Source organism: Burkholderia latens (genome assembly GCF_902499045.1).
Lineage (GTDB): Bacteria > Pseudomonadota > Gammaproteobacteria > Burkholderiales > Burkholderiaceae > Burkholderia > Burkholderia latens.
Window position 1 is genome coordinate 82999 of record NZ_CABVPL010000009.1, and the last position, 24269, is coordinate 107267.

A 24269-nucleotide genomic window follows, 5' to 3' on the forward strand; every position below is an offset into this window, starting at 1 on the left:
GCCTTCGAAGCCGGCGATGCGTGCGATGCGTGCGACGCCGATCCGTTACCGCTCCAATCCGCTCGCGCCACCTGACCGCATAAAAAAACAACGCCACGGATGAAGACCCGTGGCGTTGTCGTATCGCGGGGCACCGCGACTTCGGCGGCGCGAAGCGGTTGCCCGCCCCTGCCCGCCGTGCCGTGCTTACCCGTTCGTCGCGGCTGCCGACGCGCTCGCCGGTGCGGCCGCCTTGTCGTAGCCGGCCGTCTCGTCCGGCGCACGCGGCGTCTCGCCGGCGCGCTGGATCCAGCCGCCGCCCAAGGCGCGGTACAGATCGACGAGGTTCGTCCAGCGTGCGAGCCGCGCGCTGATCAGCGTCTGCTGTGCGGAGTACAGATCGGTCTGCGCGGTCAGCACCGACAGGTAGCTGTCGACGCCGTTCTTGTAGCGCAGATCCGACAGATCGAAGCGACGCTGCTGCGCGTGCTCGTTGCGCTCGAGCGCGGCGATCTGCTGGTCGTACGTGCCGCGTGCCGCCAGCCCGTCCGACACTTCGCGGAACGCCGACTGGATCGCCTTCTCGTAGTTCGCGATCTCGATACGCTTCTGCACGTTCGCAAGGTTCAGGTTCGCGATGTTCTGCCCGCCTTCGAAGATCGGCATCGTGATCTGCGGCGCGAACGACCACGCCGCCGTGCCGGCCTTGAACAGTCCGCCGAGCGTCGGGCTCGCGGTACCGAACGCGCCCGTCAGCGAGATGCGCGGGAAGAACGCCGCGCGCGCCGCGCCGATGTTCGCGTTCGCGGCCAGCAGCGTCTGCTCGGCCTGCATCACGTCCGGACGACGCATGAGCAGGTCCGACGGCAGGCCGGCCGGCACGTCGGCCAGCAGGTTCTGCGCGTCGAGCGGCATGCCCGCCGGCAGATCGTCCGGCAGCGGCTCGCCGATCAGCAGCACGAGCGCGTTGAGCGCCTGCGCACGCGCACGCGCCTGCGCCTGCTGGTTCGCGAGCGCCGTCTCGACGACCGTCTGCGCCTGGCGCAGCTCGAGCTCGGAGCCCGTGCCGTTGTCGAACTGCAGCTTCGTCAGGTCGTACGATGCCTGCGCGGTCTTCAGCGTGTTTTCCGTGACCTTCAGCAGGTCGTCGGTCGACAGCAGCGTCAGGTACTGATCCGCGACCTGCGACACGAGCGAGATCTCGGTCGCCTGACGCGCGTACGACGTCGCCAGATACTGTGCGAGCGCCTGGTCCTTCAGGCTCTGCACGCGACCGAACAGGTCGAGCTCCCACGACGCGGACGCGCCGACGTTGTAGGTGCGCGAGATGTACGGCTGCCCTGTCTGAGAAACGCCGCGCGGCACGCGCTGGATGTTGCCGGTACCCGTGCCGTCGAGCGTCGGGAACAGGCCGGCGCGCGTGATCTGATACTGCGCGCGCGACGCCTCGATGTTCAGCACCGCGACCCGCAGGTCGCGGTTGTTCTTCAGCGCGATCTCGATCAGCCGCTGCAGGCGCGGATCGACGAAGAACTCGCGCCAGCCGATGGCGGTCGCCGCCTCGCCGTTCGCGCTGCGCGCGCCGGCAGCACCGGGCTGCGTCGCATAGACGCCGCCGGCCGGGTACGCCTGCGCGACGGGCGCGTCGGGCCGCTTGTAATGCGGCGCCAGCGTGCAGCCCGTGGCCAGGAGCGCGACCGCGATTGCAGTCAAAGCGTGTTTTTGCATCATCACTGTCCCTTGTTGCCTTCGTCGCCGTTGCCCGGCTTCTCTTCGTGGTGCGAGTGCTCCTGAGCGAGGCGCAGCGCCTCGTCGACGTCTTCCTTCTCGCCGCTGAAGATCGCACGGATCTTCACGAAGAACATCGGGATCATGAAGATCGCGAGGAACGTCGCCGTGATCATCCCGCCGATCACGCCCGTACCGATCGCATGCTGGCTCGCCGAGCCCGCGCCGTTGCTGATCGCGAGCGGCAACACGCCGAGAATGAACGCGAGCGACGTCATCAGGATCGGACGCAGCCGCAGGCGCGCGGCTTCCAGCGCCGCCTCGATCGGCCCCATCTTCTCCGTCATCTGCAGTTCGCGCGCGAATTCCACGATCAGGATCGCGTTCTTCGCGGACAAGCCCACCGTCGTCAACAGGCCGACCTGGAAGAACACGTCGTTCTCGAGGCCGCGCATCGTCGCCGCGAGCAGTGCGCCGATCACGCCGAGCGGCACCACCATGATCACCGAGAACGGGATCGACCAGCTTTCATACAGCGCCGCCAGACACAGGAACACGACCAGGATCGAGATCGCGTACAGCACCGGCGCCTGCGAGCCCGACTGGATTTCCTGGAACGACAGGCCGGTCCACGAATAGCCGATACCGACCGGCAGCTTCTTCGCGAGCGCTTCCATCGCGGTCATCGCCTGGCCCGTCGACTTGCCCGGTGCGGCCTGACCCTGGATTTCCATCGCGGACACGCCGTTGTAGCGCTCGAGCTTCGGCGAACCGTACGTCCAGTGGCCGGTCGCGAACGCGCTGAACGGCACCATCCCGCCCGACCCGTTGCGCACGTACCAGATGTTCATGTCCTCCGGCGTCATCCGGAACGGCGCGTCGGACTGCACGTACACCTTCTTGATCCGGCCGTCGGTGTCGAGGAAGTTGTTCACGTACTTCGACGCCCACGCGATCGAGAACGTCTGGTCGATCGCATCCGCGCTCACGCCGAGCGCGTTCGCCTTCTCTCGATCGATGTCGACCTTGTACTGCGGCGTATCGTTCAGCCCGTTCGGACGCACGCCCTGCAGCGTCGGATCCTTCGCGGCCATCCCGAGCAGCTGATTGCGCGCGGCCATCAGCGCGTCGTGGCCGAGACCGGCGTTGTCCGTCAGCTCGAAGTCGAAGCCGGCGGCGGTGCCGAGCTCCGGAATCGACGGCGGGTTGAACGGGATCACGATCGCGTCCTTGTAGCTGCCGTAGCGGCCGAACATCCGGCCGATCAGCGCCTGGACCTTCTGGTTCGCGTGCTGCCGCTGCGCGTAATCCTTCAGCCTGACGAACACGAGACCCGAGTTCTGGCCGCGGCCCGCGAAGCTGAAGCCGTTGACCGTGAACGCCGACTCGACGATTTCCTTCTCGTCGTTCAGCAGGTAGTCGGAAATGTTCGCGAGCGTCTTCGCGGTCGTTTCCTGCGTCGAACCCGACGGCGTCTGCACGATCACGAACATCAGGCCCTGGTCTTCATCGGGCAGGAACGACTTCGGCAGGCGCACGAACAGCAGCCCGACCGCGACGATCACGACCAGATAGATGATGAGCCAGCGGCCCGAGCGCTTGATCACGTGGTGCACGCCGACGTGGTACTTGTCGCGGCTGTTGTTGAACGTGCGGTTGAACCAGCCGAAGAAGCCCTTCTTCTCTTCGTGATGCCCTTGCGGGATCGGCTTGAGGATCGTCGCGCACAGTGCGGGCGTCAGAATCAACGCGACCAGCACCGACAGCACCATCGCCGACACGATCGTCAGCGAGAACTGACGATAGATCGCGCCCACCGACCCGCCGGAGAACGCGACCGGCACGAACACCGCCGACAGCACGAGCGCGACGCCGACGAGTGCGCCGGTGATCTGGCCCATCGCCTTGCGGGTCGCTTCCTTCGGCGACAGCCCTTCTTCCGCCATCACGCGCTCGACGTTTTCGACCACGACGATCGCATCGTCCACCAGCAGGCCGATCGCGAGCACGAGGCCGAACATCGACAGCGTGTTGATCGAGAAGCCCACCATCGACATGATCGCGAACGTGCCGAGCAGCACCACGGGCACCGCGATCGTCGGGATGATCGTCGCCCGCAGGTTCTGCAGGAACAGATACATCACGAGGAACACGAGCACGATGCCTTCGAGCAGCGTCTTGACCACTTCCTCGATCGACAGCTTCACGAACGGCGTGGTGTCGTACGGATACTTGACGACGAGGCCGTGCGGGAAGAACGGTGCGAGCTCGTCGATCTTCGCGCGCACGGCCTTCGCGGTCGCGAGCGCGTTCGCGTTGGTCGCGAGCTGGATACCGAGCGCCGCGGTCGGCTGACCGTTGTACTTCGTGTCGAAGTTGTAGTTCTCGCCACCGAGGCCGATCTGCGCGACGTCCTTCAGGCGCACCTGCGAGCCGTCCTGGTTGACCTTCAGCAGGATGTTGCCGAACTGCTCGGGCGTCTGCAGCAGCGTCGATTCGGTGATCGTCGCCTGCAGCACGGTGCCCGGCTTCGCCGGCGTGCCGCCGATCTGGCCACCCGCGATCTGCACGTTCTGCGCGCTGATCGCGCTCGTCACGTCGACCGGCGTGAGACCGTAGTTCGTCAGGCGGTTCGGATCGAGCCAGATCCGCATCGCGTACTGCGAGCCGAACAGCGTGACGGTACCGACGCCGTTCAACCGGCTGATCGGATCCTTCACGTGCGACGCGACGAAGTTCGCGAGGTCGTACTTGTTCATGCTGCCGTCTTCGGAGTTGAAGGCGAGCACCAGCAGGAAGCTGCTGCTCGACTTCGTCACCGACAGACCGAGCTGCTGCACGACCTGCGGCAGAACCGGCGTCGCGAGCGACAGCTTGTTCTGCACCTGGACCTGCGCGATGTCGGCGTTGGTGCCCGGCGCGAACGTCAGCGTGATCGTCGCGTTGCCCGAGTCGTCACTCGTCGACGACATGTACAGGAAGTTGTCGAGACCGCTCATCTGCTGCTCGATCACCTGCGTCACCGTGTCTTCCACCGTCTTCGCGGAAGCGCCCGGGTAGTTCGCGGTGATCTGGATCGATGGCGGCGCGATCGTCGGATACTGCGCGATCGGCAGCGTGAAGATCGCCGCAACCCCGGCCAGCATCAGGATGATGGCGATCACCCACGCGAAGATCGGGCGATCGATAAAAAACTTTGCCATGAAACAGGCTCCCTGTTATTGCGCGCTCGACGCAGCGGCGGCGCTCGCCGGCGCGGCGCCCGACGCGGCGGCGCCCGAAGCGGCGGCTGCCCCCGAACCGGCGGCGGCCGGCGCAGCGGATGCGGCTGCAGCGCCCGATGCCGCTGCGGCGGCCGGCAGCTGCGCCGGGACGGACTTCACGGTCGCGCCCGGACGCACCTTGTCGACACCCTGCACGATCACGCGGTCGCCCGCCTGCAGACCGCCTTCGACGATCCAGTTCTGACCCTGCATGCCGGTGGTCTTCAGCGGACGCGGCTCGACCTTGTTGCTCGCGTTCACGACCATCGCGATCGCCTGGCCCTTCTGGTCGTGCGTGACGCCGATCTGCGGCACCAGGAACGCGTTCTCGTTCACGCCTTCCTCGATTCGTGCGCGCACGAACATCCCCGGCAGCAGCACGCGGCCCGGGTTCGGGAACACCGCGCGGATCGTGACCGAGCCGGTCGTCTGGTCGACGGTCACATCGGAGAACTGCAGCTTGCCCGGCTCCGAGTACGTCTTGCCGTCCTCGAGGATCAGCGACACCTTCGCCGCGCCCGGGCCGCTCGTCTTCAGGCGGCCGCTCTGCACGTCCTGGCGCAGCTTCAGCCCTTCGAGGCTCGACTGCGTGAGGTCGACATAGACCGGATCGAGCTGCTGCACCGTCGACATCAGCGTCGCCTGGCTCGCCTGTACGTACGCGCCCGGCGTCACCTGCGAAATGCCGACGCGGCCGGTGATCGGCGACACGACGTCCGTGTAGCCGAGGTTGATCTGCGCGGTCTCGACCGCCGCCTTGCCGGCCGCGACGTCGGCCGCTGCCTGGCCTTGCGTGGCCACCGCGTTGTCGTAGTCCTGCTTGCTGACCGCGTTCGCGGCGACCAGCACCTTGTAGCGCGCGACCAGCGCGTTCTGCGTGACGAGATTCGCCTGCGCCTTCGCGAGCGTCGCCTTCGCGCTGTTCAGCTGCGCGACGTACGGCGCCGGGTCGATCTTGTAGAGGCGCTGGCCGGCCTTGACGTCGGTGCCTTCGGTGAATTCGCGACGCAGCACGATGCCGTCGACCCGCGCGCGGACCTGCGCGACGAGGTAGGCACTGGTGCGGCCCGGCAGTTCGGTGAAGACCGGAACGGATTGCGGCTGGACGGTGACGACGCCGACTTCCGGCGTTTGCGGCGGCGGTGCCGATTCTTTTTTCCCGCACGCGGCCAGGAAAACGGCGGCCGTCGCGACAGTGAGTAAGCGGTATGGAACCCGTTCGACGCGCATGGAGCGACCTCTGTGTATAACCAATGGAATAAGTGCGGCGCCCGGACGGAGCGTCACACGGATGCGCCTCGCGGCGCTGATCGAACACCTGAATTACTGGACTGCTGGATACAGCAAGTCGGCACGAGACCTCCATGCCGACGAGATGCCGCGAACTGCGGACTGATACTAGGGCGGGAATCAGCAGAGTGGGATATTAACTGATTGCCACTTGGGTCATTCGATCGTAGGGTGGTATTGTATATACATTCACGAATGTATGTAAAAAGCCGGCTCACCCGCCGCCGCCCCTTCAGTCTTACGAATTATTACCCGTCGCAAGCATAGCGGTTCCGCTGGACGGCGACGAGCGTGACGGACCCCGGATTCACCTACGATCGATCGATTCAGGCCTGCACATGGTCAGACGCACCAAGGAGGAGGCGCTCGAGACGCGCAACCGCATTCTCGACGCCGCCGAGCACGTGTTCTTCGAGAAGGGCGTGTCGCACACGTCGCTCGCGGACATCGCGCAGCACGCCGGCGTGACGCGCGGCGCGATCTACTGGCATTTTGCGAACAAGAGCGAATTGTTCGATGCGATGTTCGACCGCGTGTTCCTGCCGATCGACGAGCTCAAGCGGACGCCGCTCGACGCACCCGGCGGCAATCCGCTCGAGAAGATCCGCAAGATCCTGATCTGGTGCCTGCTCGGCGTGCAGCGCGACTTGCAACTGCGGCGCGTGTTCAGCATCCTGTTCATGAAGTGCGAATACGTCGCGGACATGGAGCCGCTGCTGCAGCGCAATCGCGCCGGGATGAGCGACGCGCTGCACGCGATCGACGCCGATCTCGCGATGGCCGTGCGGCTCAAGCTGCTGCCCGAGCGGCTCGACACGTGGCGCGCGACGCTGATGCTGCACACGCTCGTCAGCGGTTTCGTGCGCGACATGCTGATGCTGCCCGACGAGATCGACGCCGAGCAGCATGCGGAACAGCTCGTCGACGGCTGCTTCGACATGATGCGTTACAGCCCGGCGATGCTGAAGACGGGCGGCTGACGGGCCATGGCCAGGCCGCCGACGGCGCGGCGTTTCATCGCCGTCGGCCGGAGCCCGCCGCGCGTGGTCGGCAGCCGCGCGCAGCACCGCCCGACGGTTCTCTTTGCCGTTCCCCGCGTTCCGTCACGCCGCCTTCGCGCGCTGCGCACGCGCCCGCCGGTTCGACGCCGCCACCGAATCACGCGTCGGCATCGCCGAGCCGCCGAGCACGGCGATCCACGCATCGGTCGACATCACCGCCGCGAAGTTCGACTGGAACACCACCGTGTACGCGCGGTGAATCTCCTCGGCGCTCGCCGCCCCCGCTTCGTTCTCGTACGGCACCGAGCCGGTCGCGTCCGCGAGGTACTCGACGGTCAGCCCGGCATGCGCAGCGTGATAGACCGTCGACGCATTGCAGTTGTGCGTCATGTAGCCGGCGACCGACAGCGTGTCGATTCCGTGCGCGGCGAGCCACGCGGCGAGATCCGTGCCGGCGAACGCGCTCGCGTGCGCCTTCACGATCAGGTGCGCATATGGGCGGCCCGCGACGACCGGATGCAGCGCGACGCCGTCCGTGCCGGGCGCGAAGATCGGCGCACCGGCCGGCGCGACGTGCTGGACGACGATCACCGGCACGCCGGCCGCATGCGCGGCGTCGATCGCGCGGCCGATGTTCGCGAGCGACGCGTCGACGGGCGGATACTCGATCGGCAGGTTGCCCGTCACGTATTCGTTCTGCACGTCGATGACGATCAGCGCACGGCGGGAAGACGAAGCGGAAGAAGAAGTGGACGACGGCACGGCATTCGACATGGCAGGACTCCCGGTTGGATGGCGCCGCCCCGCTCCGGACCGAAGCGGGCAGCAGCGCGATGCGATGCATTGTCCGGTCGCATCGCGCACGCGGACAGTGGCCCGATAGCCAATATTCGATAGAATCGGGCCATCGCCATTCCGGAGCACGCCATGCGCGTCGCCGCGCCGTCCGCCGCCACCGCCCCGACCGTCGTCGCCGTGATCGCGTACGACGGCATCAGCCCGTTCCACCTGTCGGTTCCGTCCGTCGTGTTCGGCAAGGAGCGCGACGCGGCGGCGACGCCCGCGTTCGATTTCCGCGTGTGTTCGGCCGAGCGCGGCCCGCTGTCGACCACCGGCGGCTTCACGATCACCGCGCCGCACGGGCTCGACGCGCTCGACGACGCCGACATCGTGATCGTGCCGGCGTGGCGCGATCCCGCCGAAGCGCCGCCCGCGGCGATGGTCGACGCGGTGCGCACGGCGGCCGCGCGCGGCGCGCAGGTCGTCGGCCTGTGCCTCGGCGCATACGTGCTCGCGGCTGCCGGCCTGCTCGACGGGCGCCCGGCCACCACGCACTGGGCGTGGGCCGACGACTTCGCGCAGCGGTTTCCGCGCGTGAAGCTCGACCCCGACGTGTTGTACGTCGACGACGGCAACCTGATGACGTCGGCCGGCACGGCCGCGGGGCTCGACTGCTGCCTGCACGTCGTGCGGCGGCGTTTCGGCTCCGACGCCGCGAACCGGATCGCGCGCCGCCTCGTGATCCCACCGCACCGGCAGGGCGGTCAGGCGCAATACGTGCCGCAGCCCGTCGCCGCGCATCCGCGCGACGCCCGCCTCGCGGGGCTGCTCGACTGGGTGCGCGCGAATCTCGGCGTCGCGCACAGCGTGGATTCGCTCGCCGAACGCGTGTTGATGAGCCGGCGCACGTTCACGCGGCACTTCCGCCAGGCAACGGGCACGACCGTCACCGCGTGGCTGCAGGCGGAACGGCTCGCACGCGCGCAGCATCTGCTGGAAGCCACCGGACAATCGATCGACGCGATCGCGCAAGCAGCCGGCTATGGGTCAAGCGTGTCGCTGCGCCAGCATTTCGCGGGCGCGCTCGGCACGTCGCCGTCGGCGTATCGGAGGGAATTTCGCGGCGCCGCGCCCGACGCGCCGCGCTGACGGCCGCCGCGCGAGCGGCGGGCGGCCGGGAAATGCGCGAACTGCCGCGCGCGCTCGGCTCAGGCGCCGTTGATCCAGCGCGCCGCATACAGCAGCAGCGCGACGAACACGACGATCGCCGCCCACGCCCAGCCGGGCAGCGGGCCGGATTCGCGATGATGAACGGCGCTCGCGGCACGACCGCTCAGCGCACCCCCGAGATGCGGCAGCGGACGCTTCGCCGCGGCCATCAGCGACGCGGGCCGCAGGAACACGTGCTGGCGGCGCGGCGCGTTCGCGCGCACGCGGTTCGGCACGAGACCGTGCTTCGCCTGCACGACCGCGCTGAATTCACGGAAGAAATCGTCGGTCCACTCGCGCAGCGCATTCTCGATCTGCCGGGCCGGCAGCTCCGCGAGCGGCCCGCTCGCCGTCGCCCACACCACGTAGTCGATGCGCGTCGTGTCCGCGTCGCCTTGTTCCCGCAGCAGCACGAGTTCGACCTGGCCGCGCAGCGCGCCGAGACCGTCGGCGCGCGCCTTGAAGTTCAGCACGCGGCGCGGCTGCCCTTCCGCGTCACCCTGCTCGGTCGCCGAATGCGCACGCACGTCGTAGCGCGCGCGCAGCGGGCCGAGCGGCACCATGATCGTCAGCGCGAACTCGCCGTGCGCGAGCTTCTCGAACGACTCGCAATGGTCGAAGCTCGCACGCAGCAGCGCGAGATCCTCGAGCGCCTCGCGCACGACCGGCGGCGCGAGCGGTACGCGTAACGTGTCGTTCAGTTCCATGATGCCTCCCCGATGAACGCGCGCCGCATCAGGACGTCTCGACGAGACTGTCGACCCGTGCGGCATCGAAGGCGACGTAGTGCGCGAGCGCGGACGCCGCCTCCCCCGGTTCTTCGTAACTCCATGCGGCGTTCTCGATCACGCCGTCTTCGGTCTGCAGGTCGAAATAGACGGCCTGCCCCTTGAGCGGGCAGGCGGTTGTGACGCTCGACTTCACGAGCCTGCGCATGTTCACGTCGCCGCGCGGCAGGTAATGGATGTCCGGCAGGCCCGCCTCGCGCACGGTCAGTGCGCCGTGCGAGTCGGCATACGTAATGCCGCGATGGATCACGCGCACGCGATGGCGGTTCGGCACGATTTCGAGGCGAGGGTCGGCGGCATCGGACATCGTTTCTCCTCCGGGCAGCCCCGGCGGCACACCGGGCGCGGAAACGAAAAAGCCACGGCACGAGGCCGTGGCTTTCATTATGGGCGAAACTTCATCCGATTGCGCGACCCGCGCCGGGGTGTGCGCGGCGCGTTACTGCGCACTCCATTGGAACGCGGCCTTCGCGCCGCCCTTCGCGCCGACGGTGACGGCACGCGTCTCGTCGCTGCCCTGGTACGACGCGTGCACCGTATAACGCCCCGGCGGCAGCTTCACGAGCATGTACGGCCCGCGCGCATCGGTCTTCAGCACTTCGGTGCCCTTGCCGTCGACGATCCGCACATGGACGTCGGCCAGATATTCGCCGCCCTTGCCGGTGAAGCGCAGCGCCAGCGGCCATGCCGATTCGTTGCGCTCGAACGCCGTCGATTGATCCTTGCCGATGCCGCCTGACACGTAGCTTACATCGCCCTGCTGGCTCACCTCGGGCAAGCCGTCGTCCGACGATTGCGCGTACGCGCCGGATGCGGCAGCCGCCAGGCCGGCGGCCAGTGCCGCCGCGACGGCAAATCGGGACACGTTGCGTAGATATTGCATGGCTCTCTCCTTTCGGGTCGGAATACAACATCACGGGGCCGAATGCCGGCGGCGCCCGCCGGGGCCAGCCGGGCCGGCCCGCAACGGCCGCCGGTCAGCTCAGGTCGACCGGCACGAAGATCTGTGCATTATCGCGCTGGATCAACAGAGCAAGACTGTTGCCCGCTCCCTTGACGGCCTCGCGCAGCTGCTCGGGGCTCGTGACCGGACGGCCGTTCACCGCGAGAATCACGTCGCCCGGCTGGATGCCGGCGCTGGCGGCCGGACCGGCCGCCTGCTGCACGATCAGCCCGTGCGACAGGCTCGTCGCGCTGCGCTCCTGCGGCGTGAGCGGCCGCACCGCGACACCGAGGCGCCCCTGCTCGACCGGCCCGCCGTCGTTCGACGCCACCTTCGTGTCGGTCATCGAGCCGAGCGTCACGCTGATCGACTTCTTCGCCTTGTCGCGCCACACCTGCAGGTCGGCCTTCGAGCCCGGCTTCAGGTTCGCGATCTGCGCGGGCAGCGACGTCGAATCGGCGACCGGCGAGCCGTTGACGGCCAGGATCACGTCGCCAGGCTGCAGACCTGCCTTCGCGGCCGGGCCGTTCGGATCGACCGAGCTCACGAGCGCGCCGTCCGGCTTCGGCAACCCGAACGAACTCGCGAGCGTCTGGTTCAGCCCCTGCACGGCGACGCCGAGGCGGCCGCGGCTCACGTGGCCCGTCTTCACGAGTTCGTCCTTGACCTTGATCGCCTCGTTGATCGGAATCGCGAACGACAGGCCCTGGAAGCCGCCCGTCTGCGAGTAGATCATCGAGTTGATGCCGATCACCTCGCCCTGCAGGTTGAACAGCGGGCCGCCCGAGTTGCCCGGGTTCACCGGCACGTCGGTCTGGATGAACGGCGTGTAGTTCTCGTCGGGCAGCGCGCGCGACTTCGCGCTGATGATGCCGGACGTGACGGTGTTGTCGAAGCCGTACGGCGAGCCGATCGCGACGACCCACTGGCCGACCTTGCTCTGCGCCGGATCGCCGATCTTCACGGTCGGCAGGCCGCTCGCGTCGATCTTCAGCACCGCGACGTCGGACTGCTTGTCGGAGCCCACGACCTTCGCCTTGTATTCACGCTTGTCGGTCAGCTTCACCGTGACGACGTTCGCGCCGTCGATCACGTGCGCGTTGGTGAGGATGTACCCATCGGAGCTGACGATGAATCCCGAACCGAGGCTCGCGCTCGGCTGGTCGTCCGGCTGCGCGTCGCCGCCCATGCCCGGCACCTGGCCGTAGAAGTGCTTGAAGAACTGGTAGAACGGATCGCTCGGGTCCAGCGGCAGCTGCGGCTGCTGCACGCGCCGCGACACCTGCTTCACGACGTGCTTCGCGCTGATGTTGACGACCGCCGGGCCGTAGGTTTCGACCAGCCCGGAGAAATCGGGAATGCCGGTCTTCGCCGCGGCTTCGGCCGGCATCAGCGCCGCGGCCTGCGCAGGCGTGATGATCTGCGGATCGGCGTGGCGCGTGCCCGCGACATAACCGGCGGAAAGTGCGGCCGCCACGGCGACTGCGACGGCGCCGCGCGCAAGGAATCGGGTGTTCATCGTAGGACCTCCTCTTTGTTAGGTCGCAGCGTAACGACCCTGACTTAAAGGAGGCTTAATCGGCCTTAAGCGGGGCTTAAGCCGCTGCCGGCGCGGCAGCTCACGCGGATTCGGACGCCTGCGGCGCCGGCTCGCGCATCTCCGCGTCGCGGAACACGACGCTCACGAGCAGCCCGCCCGCGGCCGCGTCGCCGAGCGACACCGTCGCGCCCTGCTGCGCCGCGACCCGCTTGACGATCGCGAGCCCGAGCCCGCTGCCCGACACGTCGGCGCGCGCGCGCGCGGAGCTGTCGCGATAGAAGCGGTCGAACACGCGCTCGCGCTCGTCGGCCGGGATGCCGGGCCCGCTGTCGGCGATCTGCACGCAGGCGCGGCCGGCCACGTCGCGCGTCAGCGACACGTCGATGCGGCCGCCGTCCGGCGTGTACTTCACCGCGTTGTCGAGCAGGTTGCCGAACATCACGCGCAGCGCGCCGATGTCCGCGACGACGGTCGCCGCGCGCGTCTCCTCGAAGCCGAGGTCGATGCCGCGCCGCTGCGCGAGCGGCGCGTGCGCGGCCACGCATTCGGCGAGCAACGCGTGCAGGTCGACCGGCTCGCGCACGGTCGGCCCATCGGGTTCCGCGCGTGCGAGCGCGAGCAGCTGTTCGGTCAGCCGGGTCGCGCGCGTGACGCCGTCCTGCAGATCCGCGACCGCCTCCCGGCGCGACGCGTCGTCCTTCGCGCGCGCGACGAGCTGCGCCTGGATCTGCACGGCCGCGAGCGGCGTGCGGAGTTCGTGCGCGGCATCGGCGACGAACGCCTTCTGCGTGTCGAGTGCCGACGACAAGCGCGCGAGCAGCCCGTTCAGCGCGCGCACGAGCGGCTGCACCTCGAGCGGCAGCCGGCCGTCGGGCAGCGGATCAAGCGCTTCCGGCCGGCGCGCCTCGACCGCGCGCGTCACGCGGCCGAGCGGCGCGAGCCCGCGCCCGACGATCATCCAGACCGCCGCGCCGAGGAACGGCAGCAGCACGATCAGCGGCCACAGCGTGCGCAGCGCGACGTTCGCGGCGAGCCGGTTGCGCACCGACAGCGGCTGCGCGAGCTGCACGACGTTGTCGCCGACGATCGCGCCGTACACGCGCCACTCCCCGCGATCGGTGCGCTCGGTCGAGAAGCCGAGCTCCGCGCGCGGCGCGATCGGCGCGCGCGGATGCGAGAAGTACATCAGCACGCCGTTGCGGTTCCAGATCTGGATCACGATGCCTTCGTCGCCGTTGGTGCGCGAGCCGAACACCTGCGAGAACGGCTCCGACGGCAGCGCCGCGGCGATTTCCTGCAGCTGGTAGTCGAACAGCTCGTTCGCCTCCGCGAGCGCCTGCCGGTAGATCAGCCAGCCCGCGGCGCCCACGCCCGCGACGACGATCGCCAGCAGCCAGATCAGCAATTGATGACGAATCGACCTCACGCGTCAGCTTTCCTTGACGACCATGTAGCCGAGCCCGCGCACGTTGCGGATCAGGTCCGAACCGAGCTTCTTGCGCAGCGCGTGGATGTAGACCTCGACCGTGTTGCTGCCGATCTCCTCGCCCCAGCCGTACATCTTCTCCTCGAGCTGGCTCTTCGACAGCACCGCGCCCGGCCGCGCGAGCAGCGCCTCGAGCAGCGCGAACTCGCGCGCGGACAGCGCGACGGGCGCGCCGTCGAGCGTCACCTGGTGCGATGCCGGGTCGAGCGTCAGCGCGCCGTGGCGGATCAGCGACTCGCTGCGCCCCGCCTGGCGGCGGATCAGCGCGCGCATGCGCGCGCCGAGTTCGTCGAGATCGAACGGCTTCACGAGGTAGTCGTCGGCGCCCGCGTCGAGGCCCTTCACGCGATCGGCCACCGCATCGCGCGCGGTGACGATCAGCACCGGCAGCGCCAGCCCGCGCGCGCGCAGCGTGCGCAGCACGTCGATGCCGTCGCGCTTCGGCAGGCCGAGGTCGAGCAGCAGCAGGTCGTACGTCTCGCCGCCGAGCGCCGTGAGCGCCGCGTCGCCGTCCTGCACCCAGTCGACCGCGAAGCCGTCCGCGCGCAGCGCCTTGCGCACGCCCTCGGCAATCATTCGATCGTCTTCAACTAGCAGAATGCGCATCGGAACCGGAACCCATGGAACGAGTAAAACATGGCGACCATTGTAGCGCCGCGAATCGCGGCTGCTCCCTGCAATGCAACAGAAAGGCGGATTGCCGCGGCTGCGGGCGCACTTGTCTCTACAATGTGCGCTCCGGCGCCGCGCGCGCCCTGCCCGGACCCTTGTGCATTTCCCGTATTCGCCCATGCCGATTTCCGATCTCTCCGCCCGGTTCGCCCGTCGCGTCCGCGTCTGCGTGCGCGCGGCCGCCGTCGTCGCCACCTGCACGGCCCTTGCGTTCGCGCCGCCCGCGCAGGCCCGCAAGAAATCCCACAAGGACGCACGCAAGACCGCCGTCGTGTCGCCCGCCGCGCGCGCCGCGGGCCTGCCGGCGTCCGTGCTCGTCGCGCTGCAGCGCGCGAAGGTGCCGGCGTCGGCGATGAGCGTCGTCGTCGAGCGCGTCGGCGACCCCGAGCCGCTGATCGCATGGAACGCGAGCCGGCCGATGCTGCCCGCGTCGACGATGAAGCTCGTCACGACGTATTCGGGCCTGTCGATCCTCGGCCCCGACTTCCGCTGGCGCACCACCGCGTATGCGGACGGCCCGGTCGATCCGGACGGCACGCTGCAAGGCAACCTGTACATCAAGGGCACCGGCGATCCGAAGCTCGTCCCCGAGGAGCTGATCGACCTCGTCGACAAGCTGCGCAAGGCGGGCGTCAAGCGCGTGGCCGGCGGCCTCGTGCTCGACAAGAGCTATTTCGCCGCGTCCACGCGCGACCTGCCGTCGTTCGACGACGACGTGAGCGCGCCGTACAACGTCGGCCCCGATCCGCTGCTGTACGCGTTCAAGGCCGTGTCGTTCACGGTCACGCCGGGCGACGACGGCAAGGTCGCCGTCGACGTGCTGCCGCCGCTCGCGAATCTGTCGATCGACAATCAGCTGGTCGAAGGCTCGGGCTCGTGCGGCGCGGCCGCCGCCGCCGCGCGCCCGACGCTGTCGGCGGGCAACGGCGGGATCGTGACGGCGTCGTTCGCCGGCGACTATCCGCTGCGCTGCGGCGCGCACACGACCAACCTCGCGATCCTCGATCACACGACGTTCTTCGCGCGCGGCTTCCTCGCGCTGTGGCAGCAGGACGGCGGCACGATCGCGGGCCCGGTGAGCGAAGGCAAGGTGCCGGGCGCCGCGCGGCCGCTCGCCGTGCATCACAGCCCGGTGCTCGGCAGCATCGTCTACGACATCAACAAGTTCAGCAACAACGTGATGGCGCGCAACCTGTTCCTGACGATCGGCGCGGTCGCCGGGAAGCCGCCCGCGACGCCCGAGCAGTCGAGCCGCGCGATTCGCGCGTTCCTGCAGAAGAGCGGGATCGCGATGCCCGACCTCGAGCTCGACAACGGCTCGGGCCTGTCGCGCGACGAGCACGTGAGCGCGCTGTCGCTCGCCGCGCTGCTGCAGGCCGCGAACGCGAGCCCGGTCGCGCAGGCGTTCATCGACTCGCTGCCGATCGCCGGTATCGACGGCACGATGAAGAACCGCCTGACCAACGCGGGCGTGCTCGGCAACGCGCACATCAAGACCGGCACGCTGCGCGACGTGCGCGCGATCGCGGGCTACGTGGCCGGCGCCGACGGCCAGAGCTACGTCGTCGTCAGCTTCATCAACGACGATCATGCGGAAGCCGCGCGCGCCGCGCACGACACGCTGCTCGAATGGGTCTACGCGGGCGCGCACTGACGACGCAATCAGGCATGCGCGCCGACGCGGCGCACCGCCGCTCGCGATCGCATTGCGCCGGCCTTCGGGCCGGCACCTCGTGCGGTGTCGCCGCGCAGCCGACCGGTCGCAGCGTCACCCTCGAAATCGTCGTTCGCGGTTTGAAACGGCGTCCCGCTGCGGTGCGCCGGCGCACCGCCCGCCAGCCGCGCCGCAAACGGGGCCAAACCGCGCGGCCCCGCACGGTACGGCTTCCGTAGAAACCCTGTCCTCAGAGGGAACCCTCTACGCTGCCCCCTCGCCTAGCGCGTGGCGATTGCGTAGGCTGTTGGCCTGACCGATATCTACAACGGGCCGCACGCCCGGCCTCACGGCTTGCAGGGGAAAGGAGGAGACACGTCCATGCGATTCGACGTCGAATTGCTTCTGCTCGCGCTGGCGCCCGTCTTCCTGCTGTGCATCGCGTGGGAAGCGTGGCATCTCGCGCGCACGCGTGCGCAGGACCATGTCTATGCGTGGCGCGATACGCTGTGCAATGCGGCGCTCGCGCTGATGCACCAGGGCGCCGACAAGCTCGCGTGGCTGTTCGTGATTCCCGTTTATGCGTACTGCTACGCACATTTCAGACTGTTCACGTGGCACGACGGCTGGCTGTCGTTCGCGGTGCTGTTCATCGGCCAGGATTTCCTCTACTACGTGTTCCATCGCGCGAGCCATCGCGTGCGCTGGCTGTGGGCCGCCCACGTCGTGCACCACTCGTCCGAGCGGATGAATTTTTCGACCGCGTTCCGGCAGAGCCTGATGTATCCCGTCGCGGGCATGTGGGTGTTCTGGCTGCCGCTCGCGCTGCTCGGCTTTCCGCCGCAGCAGATCGTCGGCGTCGTGCTGATCAACCTCGCGTTCCAGTTCTTCGTGCATACGCAGGCGATCGGCAAGCTCGGCTGGCTCGAATACGTGTTCAACACGCCGTCGATCCATCGCGCGCACCATGCGCGCAACCCGCGCTACATCGACCGCAATTACGCAGGCGTGCTCGTGATCTGGGACCGCCTGTTCGGCAGCTTCGTCGAGGAAGCCGCCGACGATCCGCCGCAATACGGAATCGTCGAGCCGCTCGGCTCGAACAACCCGCTCGTCGCGACGTTTCACGAGTGGGTGTCGATGGCGGCCGACGCGTTGCGCGTGCAGGGATGGCGCAACAAGCTGCGCGCGATTGTCGGCCCGCCCGAATGGGCGAGCGCTTATCATGCGCAGATCGCCGAGGCCGCGAATCATGATCCGCGCACCGCGCCGCTTGCGGCCGTGCGCGACCAATAAACCGCTTCAGCCAACGGCCGCCGCGCAGCCCGACCTGAGCGGACACGCGGCAGATGCACAACACATCGGGCCATATCTACGAGGAGATACACCAGATGCAGACGCAACAATCCACTCCGTCGCGCAACCGGCAGCGCCTGCTGCGCACCGCGCAAGTCGCGATCGCGGGCGCCGCGCTCGCGCTGCTCGCCGCATGCGGCGGCGGTGACGACAACAACAGCAGCAGCGCGTCGAATACGCCGCCGTCCGGCGTGAAGATGCAGATCGTGTCGTTCGGCGACAGCCTGTCGGATGTCGGCACCTACTCGCAGATCAAGCTCGGCTTCGGCGGCGGCCGCTTCACGACCAACCCGGGCCAGGTGTGGACGCAGAACGTCGCGCAGTACTACGGCGACACGCTGCAGCCCGCGAACCAGGGCGGCTTCGGCATTCCGTTGCAGGCGACGGGCGGGCTCGGCTACGCGCAAGGGGGCTCGCGCGTGACGCTGCAGCCGGGTATCGGCCACGCGGACGCCAGCGTCGCGAACTCGGACTATGCGCAAGCGACGACGACGCCGATTGCCGATCAGGTCAAGCAGTACCTGTCGCAGCACGGCAGCTTCAACGCCGGCCAGATCGTGCTGATCAACGGCGGTGCGAACGACATCTTCTATCAGGCGCAGGTCGCGCAGGCGCAAGGCAACACGCCGGCCGCGCAACTCGCGGCCGCGCAGGCGATCGGCCTTGCCGCGCAGCAGCTCGGCGGCATCGTCCAGCAGATCGTCGCGGCCGGCGCGACGCACGTGTTCGTCGCGAACGTGCCGGACATCGGCGGCACGCCGCTCGCGCTGCAAGGCGGCACGCAGGCCGCGTTCACGCAACTGTCGGGCCTCTTCAACCAGACGCTGGTCGGCACGCTCGCCGCGCTGAAGGTCGACCCGACGAAGTATGCGGTCGTCGATTCGTTCACGTGGCAGGACGGCATCGCGGCCAACTACCAGGCGAACGGCTTCAGCGTGAAGAACACCGATACGGCGTGCAACCTGAAGGCGATGGTCCAGGCCGCGACGCAGTACGGCGTCGCGAACGCGAGCGCGTTCGGTTCGTCGCTGTTCTGCTCGCCGCAGACCTACACGGTCGCGAACGCGGACCAGACGTACATGTTCGCCGATCTCGTCCACCCGACCACGCGCCTGCACGCGCTGTTCGCGCAGTACGTCGAACAGCAGATCGCGAAGTCGGGCGTCGGCAAGTAAGCCGCCCGCCGCGCGCGCAAACGAAAACGCCTGACCGGTTCGCGCCGGTCAGGCGTTTTTTGTCTGCGTGGACGGTGGCGAACGGCTGCGTCAGTCGCTCGCTTCGAATGCCGCGGCCGCGCGGCCGAGACGATCGTTGACGGCGATCCATTCGACGGTCTCGGGCAGCTTCTCGACGAGAATGCGTGCGACCTGCGCGCGGTCGAGCGCGCGCAGCATTCCGTACAGATCGCGCGCATACGCCTGCGGATCTTCCGGCGCCGCGACGAAATGCACGCCGTCGGCGTGCGCCCAGCGTCCCGCACGCGATGCGCGCGCGACCAGCGCGACGCGTTCGCCGTCGGCCTGCGCGGCCGCGAGCAGCGGCTCGAGCGCGTCGAACGGCAGCAGCGCGAGCGGCGTGCGCGGCGCGTAATGCGCCTTCAGCGTGCCGGATGCGCGCGGCGCGGTCGCGTCGCCGCCGTCGGGCAGGCGCGGCGCGCGGCCGAGCACGTCGGCGATCTGCTGCGGCGTCACGTGGCCGGGCCGCAACAGCGCGGGGAAGCCGCGCGACAGGTCGAGGATCGTCGATTCGATGCCGACTTCGGACGCGCCGCCGTCGAGCACGTGCACCGTGTCGCCGAATTCGTCGCGAACGTGCTGCGCGGTGGTCGGGCTCACGTGACCGAAGCGGTTCGCGGACGGCGCGGCAACGCCGCCATGGCCGCCGCGCCGCGCGCTGAACGCGGCCAGCAGCGCTTGCGCGACCGGATGCGACGGGCAGCGCAGGCCGACCGAGTCCTGGCCGCCGCTGACGGCGTCGGGAATGCGCGCATGGCGTTTCAGGATCAGCGTGAGCGGGCCCGGCCAGAATGCATCGATCAACGCCCGCGCATCGGCCGGCAGGTCGGCGGCCCAGTAGCCGGGATCGCCGCCGGGCGGCAGATGCACGATCACCGGATGGTTCGCCGGACGCCCTTTCGCCGCGTAGATGCGCGCGACGGCTTCGGGGTTCGCCGCATCGCCGCCGAGCCCGTACACGGTTTCGGTCGGGAACGCGACGAGCTGGCCGGCATCGAGCAGCGTGGCAGCCGCGTCGATCTGCGCGGGCGTCACCGGGTTCGGGAGATCGATGGACATCGGCCTGCGCCTCAGTCGAGCGGCACGCGCAACAGCTGCGCGCACGCGTTGGCGGCAGCGACCGCGTCGTCGCGCGTCTCGGCCGTGAAGTTCACGTGGCCCATCTTGCGGCCGACGCGTGCTTCTTCCTTGCCGTACAGATGCAGGTGCGCGGCCGGCATCGCGGCGACGGTGTCCCACGGCGGCGTCACGGCGTCGGCGGCCTCGCCGTTGGGGAACCACACGTCGCCGAGGATGTTCAGCATCGCGGCCGGCGAATGCTGGCGCGGGTTGCCGAGCGGCATGCGCGTCATCGCGCGCACCTGCTGCTCGAACTGGCTGGTTGCGCACGCATCGACCGTGTAGTGGCCGGAGTTGTGCGGGCGCGGCGCCATTTCGTTCGCGACGAACGAGCCGTCTTCCAGCACGAAGAATTCGACGCACAGCACGCCGACGTAGCCGAGCGTGTCGGCGATCCGGATCGCCGCCTGCTGCGCTTCCGCGACGCGTGCCGCATCGGCGGACGGCGCCGGCACGACCGTCAGCGCGAGGATGCCGTTGTGGTGAACGTTCTGCGCGAGCGGGAATGCGGCCGAACGGCCGTCCACGCCGCGCGCGATCAGCGCGGACACTTCGTACTTCAGCGGCAGGCGCTTTTCGAGCACGCACGGCACGCCGCCGAGCGCCGCATGCGCGTCGCGCGCTTCCTGCGCGGTGTTCACCCGCACCTGGCCCTTGCCGTCGTAGCCGAGGCGCGCCGTCTTCAGGATGCCCGGCAGCACCGCACCGAGCGCCGCATCGTCGAGCGCGGCGAGCGCCGCCGCCGATTCGATCACCACGTGCGGCGCGACCGGCACGCCCGACGCCTCGATGAAACGCTTCTCCGCGATCCGGTCCTGCGCGATCGCGACGCAGCGGCCGGCCGGCGCGACGAACGTGGTGCGCGCGAGAAAATCGAGGCTCGCGGCCGGCACATTCTCGAATTCCGTCGACACGGCATCGCACAGCCCGGCCAGCTCGGCGAGCGCGGCTTCGTCGTCATAGGCCGCGCGCAGATGGCGATCGGCGACCGCACCGGCAGGGCTCGTCGGATCGGGATCGAGCACGGCGACGCGATAGCCCATCGACTGGGCGGCAAAGCAGAACATGCGGCCGAGCTGGCCGCCGCCGACCATGCCAAGCCACGCGCCGGGCAGGATCGGGGAAACGGAATCAGGAGTTGCGGTCATGTCAGTGGTCGGTCGCGGCGGGGACAGCCCGCCGCAGTAGAAAGATCAGGCGGCTGCCGGAAACGCCATGCGGCCGCGGTGCGCCGTCATGCGAGCGGCGGCAGCACCATCGCATGCGCGGCTTCGTTCTGGCGCACACGGAATGCGGCGAGCCGGTTCGCGTAGTCGACCGACGTGCCGGACAGGATCGACACCGCGAACAGCGCGGCGTTCGCGGCGCCGGCCTCGCCGATCGCGAACGTCGCGACCGGCACGCCCTTCGGCATCTGCACGATCGAGTGCAGCGAATCGACACCCTTCAGGTACTTGCTCGCGACCGGCACGCCGAGCACCGGCACCGTGGTCTTCGCGGCCAGCATGCCGGGCAGGTGCGCGGCGCCGCCGGCGCCCGCGATGATCGCGCGCAGCCCGCGCTCCCGCGCCTTCTCCGCATAGTCGAACATCTCGTCGGGCATCCGGTGCGCGGACACGACCTTCGCTTCGTACGGCACGCCGAATTCCTGCAGGATCGCGACCGCGTTCTTCATCACGTCCCAGTCGGAACTCGAACCCATCAGCACGCCGACGAGCGGCGCGCTGTGCGTGTGGGCAGTCTGGACTTCACTCATTATCGTGCGTTCCTTCGCTCAGGCAAGCGGCTGGCCGGTGATGCGCTCGAGCGCTTCCTGGTACTTCGCGGCCGTCTTCTCGACGACGTCGGCCGGCAGCGCCGGTGCCGGCGCGGTCTTGCCCCACGGCTGCGCCTCGAGCCAGTCGCGCACGAACTGCTTGTCGAACGACGGCGGGTTGGTGCCGACCTCGTACTGGTCGGCCGGCCAGAAGCGCGACGAATCGGCCGTCAGCACTTCGTCCATCAGGTACAGCTTGCCGTGGTTGTCGAGGCCGAATTCGAACTTCGTGTCGGCGATGATGATGCCGCGCGTCGCCGCGTAGTCGGCCGCTTCCTTGTACAGCTTGATCGAGATGTCGCGGATCGTCGCGGCCAGCTCGGTGCCGATGCGACGCTCGGTTTCCTCGAACGTGATGTTCTCGTCGTGCTCGCCGAGCTCCGCCTTCGCGGCAGGCGTGAAGATCGGCTCCGGCAGCTTCTGCGCGTTCTGCAGGCCTTCCGGCAGCTGGACGCCGCACACGGCGCCCGACGCCTGGTATTCCTTCCAGCCGCTGCCGGCCAGGTAGCCGCGCACGACCGCTTCGATCATGATCGGCTCGAGGCGCTTGACGACCGCCGCGCGGCCCTTGACCTGCTCGACTTCGTCAGCCGCGACGACCGACTCCGGCGTGTCGCCGGTCAGGTGGTTCGGCACGATGTGCGCGAGCTTGTCGAACCAGAAGTTGGCCATCTGGTTCAGCACGCGGCCCTTGTTCGGAATCGGCTCGCCCATGATCACGTCGAATGCCGACAGGCGGTCCGTCGTGACGATCAGGAGCTTGTCGTTGCCGACCGCGTAGTTGTCGCGGACCTTGCCGCGACCGAGGAGCGGCAGCGAGCGGAGCGTGGATTCGTAAAGGGTAGACATCGTCTTTTCGCAGATAAGGAGCCAAACAAAAAGGGAAACGCCGTTCCCCGCGGCAGGCGGGAACGGCGGTCTTGCAATGCGTCGGCGAACCGGCGGGCGTTCACGCCCGCGGCTGCCGGCCGGCCCTCGTTCGGCCGGACGGAACGGCTGTCAGGGCCGGATCGGATCCGGCACCGGGGCAGCCCGCCCCGGCCCGGCGGCGAAACCGGGCGGGGGCAATCGTACTACAGTCTCAGCGCACGACCTGCGCGAGCGCGCCGGACTTGTACTGTTCGGCGATCTTGTCGAGCGCGACCGGCTTGATCTTCGCGGCCTGGCCTTCGCAGCCGAACGCGAGGTAGCGGTCGACGCACACCTTCTTCGCCGCTTCGCGCGCGGGCTTCAGGTAGTCGCGCGGATCGAACTTGCCCGGGTTCTCGAACAGGTAGCGGCGGATCGCGCCGGTGATCGCGAGACGCAGGTCGGTGTCGATGTTGATCTTGCGCACGCCGTGCTTGATACCTTCCTGGATTTCCTCGACCGGCACGCCGTAGGTTTCCTTCATGTCGCCGCCGAATTCGCGGATTTCGGCCAGCAGCTCCTGCGGCACCGACGACGAACCGTGCATCACCAGGTGCGTGTTCGGGATGCGCGCATGGATTTCCTTGATGCGCTGGATCGACAGGATGTCGCCCGTGGGCTTCTTCGTGAACTTGTACGCGCCGTGCGACGTGCCGATCGCGATCGCGAGCGCATCGCACTGCGTGAGCTTCACGAAGTCGGCGGCCTGCTCCGGATCGGTCAGCAGCTGCTCGCGGGTCATCGTGCCTTCCGCGCCGTGGCCGTCTTCCTTGTCGCCCTTCATCGTCTCGAGCGAGCCGAGCACGCCGAGCTCCGCCTCGACCGTCACGCCGATCGAGTGCGCCATCTCGACGACCTTGCGCGACACGTCGACGTTGTATTCGTACGAGGCGACCGTCTTGCCGTCGGCTTCGAGCGAACCGTCCATCATCACGCTGGTGAAGCCGCTGCGGATCGCGGCCATGCAGACCGCCGGCGACTGGCCGTGGTCCTGGTGCATCACGACCGGGATGTGCGGATACGACTCGACCGCCGCTTCGATCAGGTGGCGCAGGAACGGCTCGCCCGCATACTTACGCGCGCCGGCCGATGCCTGCATGATCACGGGCGCGCCGACCTGATCCGCCGCCGCCATGATCGCCTGGACCTGCTCCAGGTTGTTCACGTTGAAGGCCGGCAGGCCGTAACCGTGCTCTGCCGCGTGGTCCAGCAATTGACGCATTGATACGAGAGGCATTGTGGAACTCCTTGGAATGAAAACCGGTGCGCCCTGACGCCGGCGCGGCGCTCGCTCCGGTCTGAACCGGGACGGCACGGCGCGGCTGAGCGTCGAATAGCGGCATTTTATCGCGAAGCGCCTCCGATTCCGACCGCCGGAGGCGCGCGCTCGCAATTTGTTACCTTCGCACGGCACAATCCGGGCAAAAAACAGAAAAAAAGCCGCGCGGGGCATCGGACCCCGCGCGGCTTTGGATTGAAAAACGGTGCCATATCTGCTCGG

20 protein-coding genes are annotated in these 24269 nt (G+C 68.5%); 5 read left to right on the forward strand and 15 right to left on the reverse strand.

All coding sequences use genetic code 11. The annotated features are described in order from the left end of the window. Positions 1–186: 186 nt before the first annotated feature. The 3 genes from BSE24067_RS09455 to BSE24067_RS09465 are packed head-to-tail and all read right to left on the reverse strand — an operon-like array spanning position 187 to position 6200. Complete coding sequence (locus BSE24067_RS09455) at positions 187–1710, reverse strand: efflux transporter outer membrane subunit (protein WP_151066360.1); 1524 nt, start codon at positions 1708–1710, stop codon at positions 187–189. After that, positions 1710–4910, reverse strand: a complete 3201-nt coding sequence (gene bpeB, locus BSE24067_RS09460) for an efflux RND transporter permease BpeB (protein ID WP_151066359.1) — start codon at positions 4908–4910, stop codon at positions 1710–1712. Before bpeB ends, BSE24067_RS09455 begins: the two co-directional genes overlap by 1 nt. 15 nt (positions 4911–4925) lie before the next feature. Next, positions 4926–6200 carry an efflux RND transporter periplasmic adaptor subunit gene (locus BSE24067_RS09465; protein ID WP_174904733.1) on the reverse strand — a complete coding sequence of 425 codons (1275 nt, stop codon included), beginning with the start codon at positions 6198–6200 and terminating at the stop codon, positions 4926–4928. 398 nt (positions 6201–6598) lie between these two features. On the opposite strand from BSE24067_RS09465, the gene BSE24067_RS09470 reads away from it, so the two are divergent. Beyond that, positions 6599–7240, forward strand: a complete 642-nt coding sequence (locus BSE24067_RS09470) for a TetR family transcriptional regulator (protein WP_151068210.1) — start codon at positions 6599–6601, stop codon at positions 7238–7240. Between the two features lie 123 nt (positions 7241–7363). Here the strand turns inward: BSE24067_RS09470 and BSE24067_RS09475 are convergent, their stop codons facing one another. After that, positions 7364–8035, reverse strand: coding sequence for a cysteine hydrolase family protein (locus BSE24067_RS09475; RefSeq protein WP_151068211.1), 672 nt, complete (start codon positions 8033–8035; stop codon positions 7364–7366). A 153-nt stretch (positions 8036–8188) separates the two neighbouring features. Here BSE24067_RS09475 and BSE24067_RS09480 point away from each other — a divergent pair, with 153 nt between their 5' ends. Then, the gene (locus BSE24067_RS09480; RefSeq protein WP_151068212.1) at positions 8189–9190 is read left to right on the forward strand and encodes a helix-turn-helix domain-containing protein; all 1002 of its coding nucleotides are present in this window, start codon (positions 8189–8191) and stop codon (positions 9188–9190) included. A 59-nt stretch (positions 9191–9249) separates the two neighbouring features. Here BSE24067_RS09480 and BSE24067_RS09485 read toward each other — a convergent pair whose 3' ends face one another. From BSE24067_RS09485 to BSE24067_RS09510, 6 genes are all read right to left on the reverse strand, one after another. Then, positions 9250–9957, reverse strand: coding sequence for an SRPBCC family protein (locus BSE24067_RS09485; protein ID WP_151068213.1), 708 nt, complete (start codon positions 9955–9957; stop codon positions 9250–9252). A 28-nt stretch (positions 9958–9985) separates the two neighbouring features. Beyond that, entirely contained in the window at positions 9986–10345 is a 360-nt protein-coding gene (locus tag BSE24067_RS09490) for a DUF427 domain-containing protein (RefSeq protein ID WP_151068214.1), read from the reverse strand. Between the two features lie 132 nt (positions 10346–10477). Next, positions 10478–10921, reverse strand: a complete 444-nt coding sequence (locus tag BSE24067_RS09495; RefSeq protein ID WP_151068215.1) for a carboxypeptidase-like regulatory domain-containing protein — start codon at positions 10919–10921, stop codon at positions 10478–10480. Between the two features lie 94 nt (positions 10922–11015). Beyond that, positions 11016–12500, reverse strand: a complete 1485-nt coding sequence (locus BSE24067_RS09500; RefSeq protein ID WP_151068216.1) for a DegQ family serine endoprotease — start codon at positions 12498–12500, stop codon at positions 11016–11018. 100 nt (positions 12501–12600) lie between these two features. Further along, positions 12601–13947 carry an ATP-binding protein gene (locus BSE24067_RS09505; RefSeq protein WP_151068217.1) on the reverse strand — a complete coding sequence of 449 codons (1347 nt, stop codon included), beginning with the start codon at positions 13945–13947 and terminating at the stop codon, positions 12601–12603. Positions 13948–13950: 3 nt separating this feature from the next. Then, positions 13951–14613, reverse strand: a complete 663-nt coding sequence (locus BSE24067_RS09510) for a response regulator (protein WP_151068218.1) — start codon at positions 14611–14613, stop codon at positions 13951–13953. 184 nt (positions 14614–14797) lie between these two features. Between BSE24067_RS09510 and dacB the strand changes: the two genes are divergently transcribed. The 3 genes from dacB (at position 14798) to BSE24067_RS09525 (ending at position 18864) form a co-directional block, all read left to right on the forward strand. Further along, a complete protein-coding gene (gene dacB, locus BSE24067_RS09515; RefSeq protein ID WP_151068219.1) occupies positions 14798–16333 on the forward strand; it encodes a D-alanyl-D-alanine carboxypeptidase/D-alanyl-D-alanine endopeptidase in 1536 nt (511 codons plus the stop codon). Positions 16334–16714: 381 nt separating this feature from the next. Next, entirely contained in the window at positions 16715–17629 is a 915-nt protein-coding gene (locus BSE24067_RS09520; RefSeq protein WP_151068220.1) for a sterol desaturase family protein, read from the forward strand. A 95-nt stretch (positions 17630–17724) separates the two neighbouring features. Next, positions 17725–18864, forward strand: a complete 1140-nt coding sequence (locus tag BSE24067_RS09525; RefSeq protein WP_151068221.1) for an SGNH/GDSL hydrolase family protein — start codon at positions 17725–17727, stop codon at positions 18862–18864. Positions 18865–18954: 90 nt separating this feature from the next. Here the strand turns inward: BSE24067_RS09525 and BSE24067_RS09530 are convergent, their stop codons facing one another. From BSE24067_RS09530 to fba, 5 genes are all read right to left on the reverse strand, one after another. Continuing rightward, positions 18955–19983: an L-threonylcarbamoyladenylate synthase gene (locus BSE24067_RS09530; RefSeq protein ID WP_174904734.1), complete on the reverse strand. Its 1029-nt coding sequence runs from the start codon at positions 19981–19983 to the stop codon at positions 18955–18957. Between the two features lie 11 nt (positions 19984–19994). Next, positions 19995–21191, reverse strand: coding sequence for a 5-(carboxyamino)imidazole ribonucleotide synthase (locus tag BSE24067_RS09535; protein WP_151068190.1), 1197 nt, complete (start codon positions 21189–21191; stop codon positions 19995–19997). Positions 21192–21277: 86 nt separating this feature from the next. Further along, positions 21278–21799: a 5-(carboxyamino)imidazole ribonucleotide mutase gene (gene purE, locus BSE24067_RS09540; protein ID WP_012364611.1), complete on the reverse strand. Its 522-nt coding sequence runs from the start codon at positions 21797–21799 to the stop codon at positions 21278–21280. Between the two features lie 18 nt (positions 21800–21817). Beyond that, positions 21818–22708: a phosphoribosylaminoimidazolesuccinocarboxamide synthase gene (locus BSE24067_RS09545; protein WP_151068191.1), complete on the reverse strand. Its 891-nt coding sequence runs from the start codon at positions 22706–22708 to the stop codon at positions 21818–21820. Positions 22709–22940: 232 nt separating this feature from the next. After that, the gene (gene fba / locus BSE24067_RS09550; RefSeq protein WP_151068192.1) at positions 22941–24005 is read right to left on the reverse strand and encodes a class II fructose-bisphosphate aldolase; all 1065 of its coding nucleotides are present in this window, start codon (positions 24003–24005) and stop codon (positions 22941–22943) included. Positions 24006–24269 lie beyond the last annotated feature (264 nt).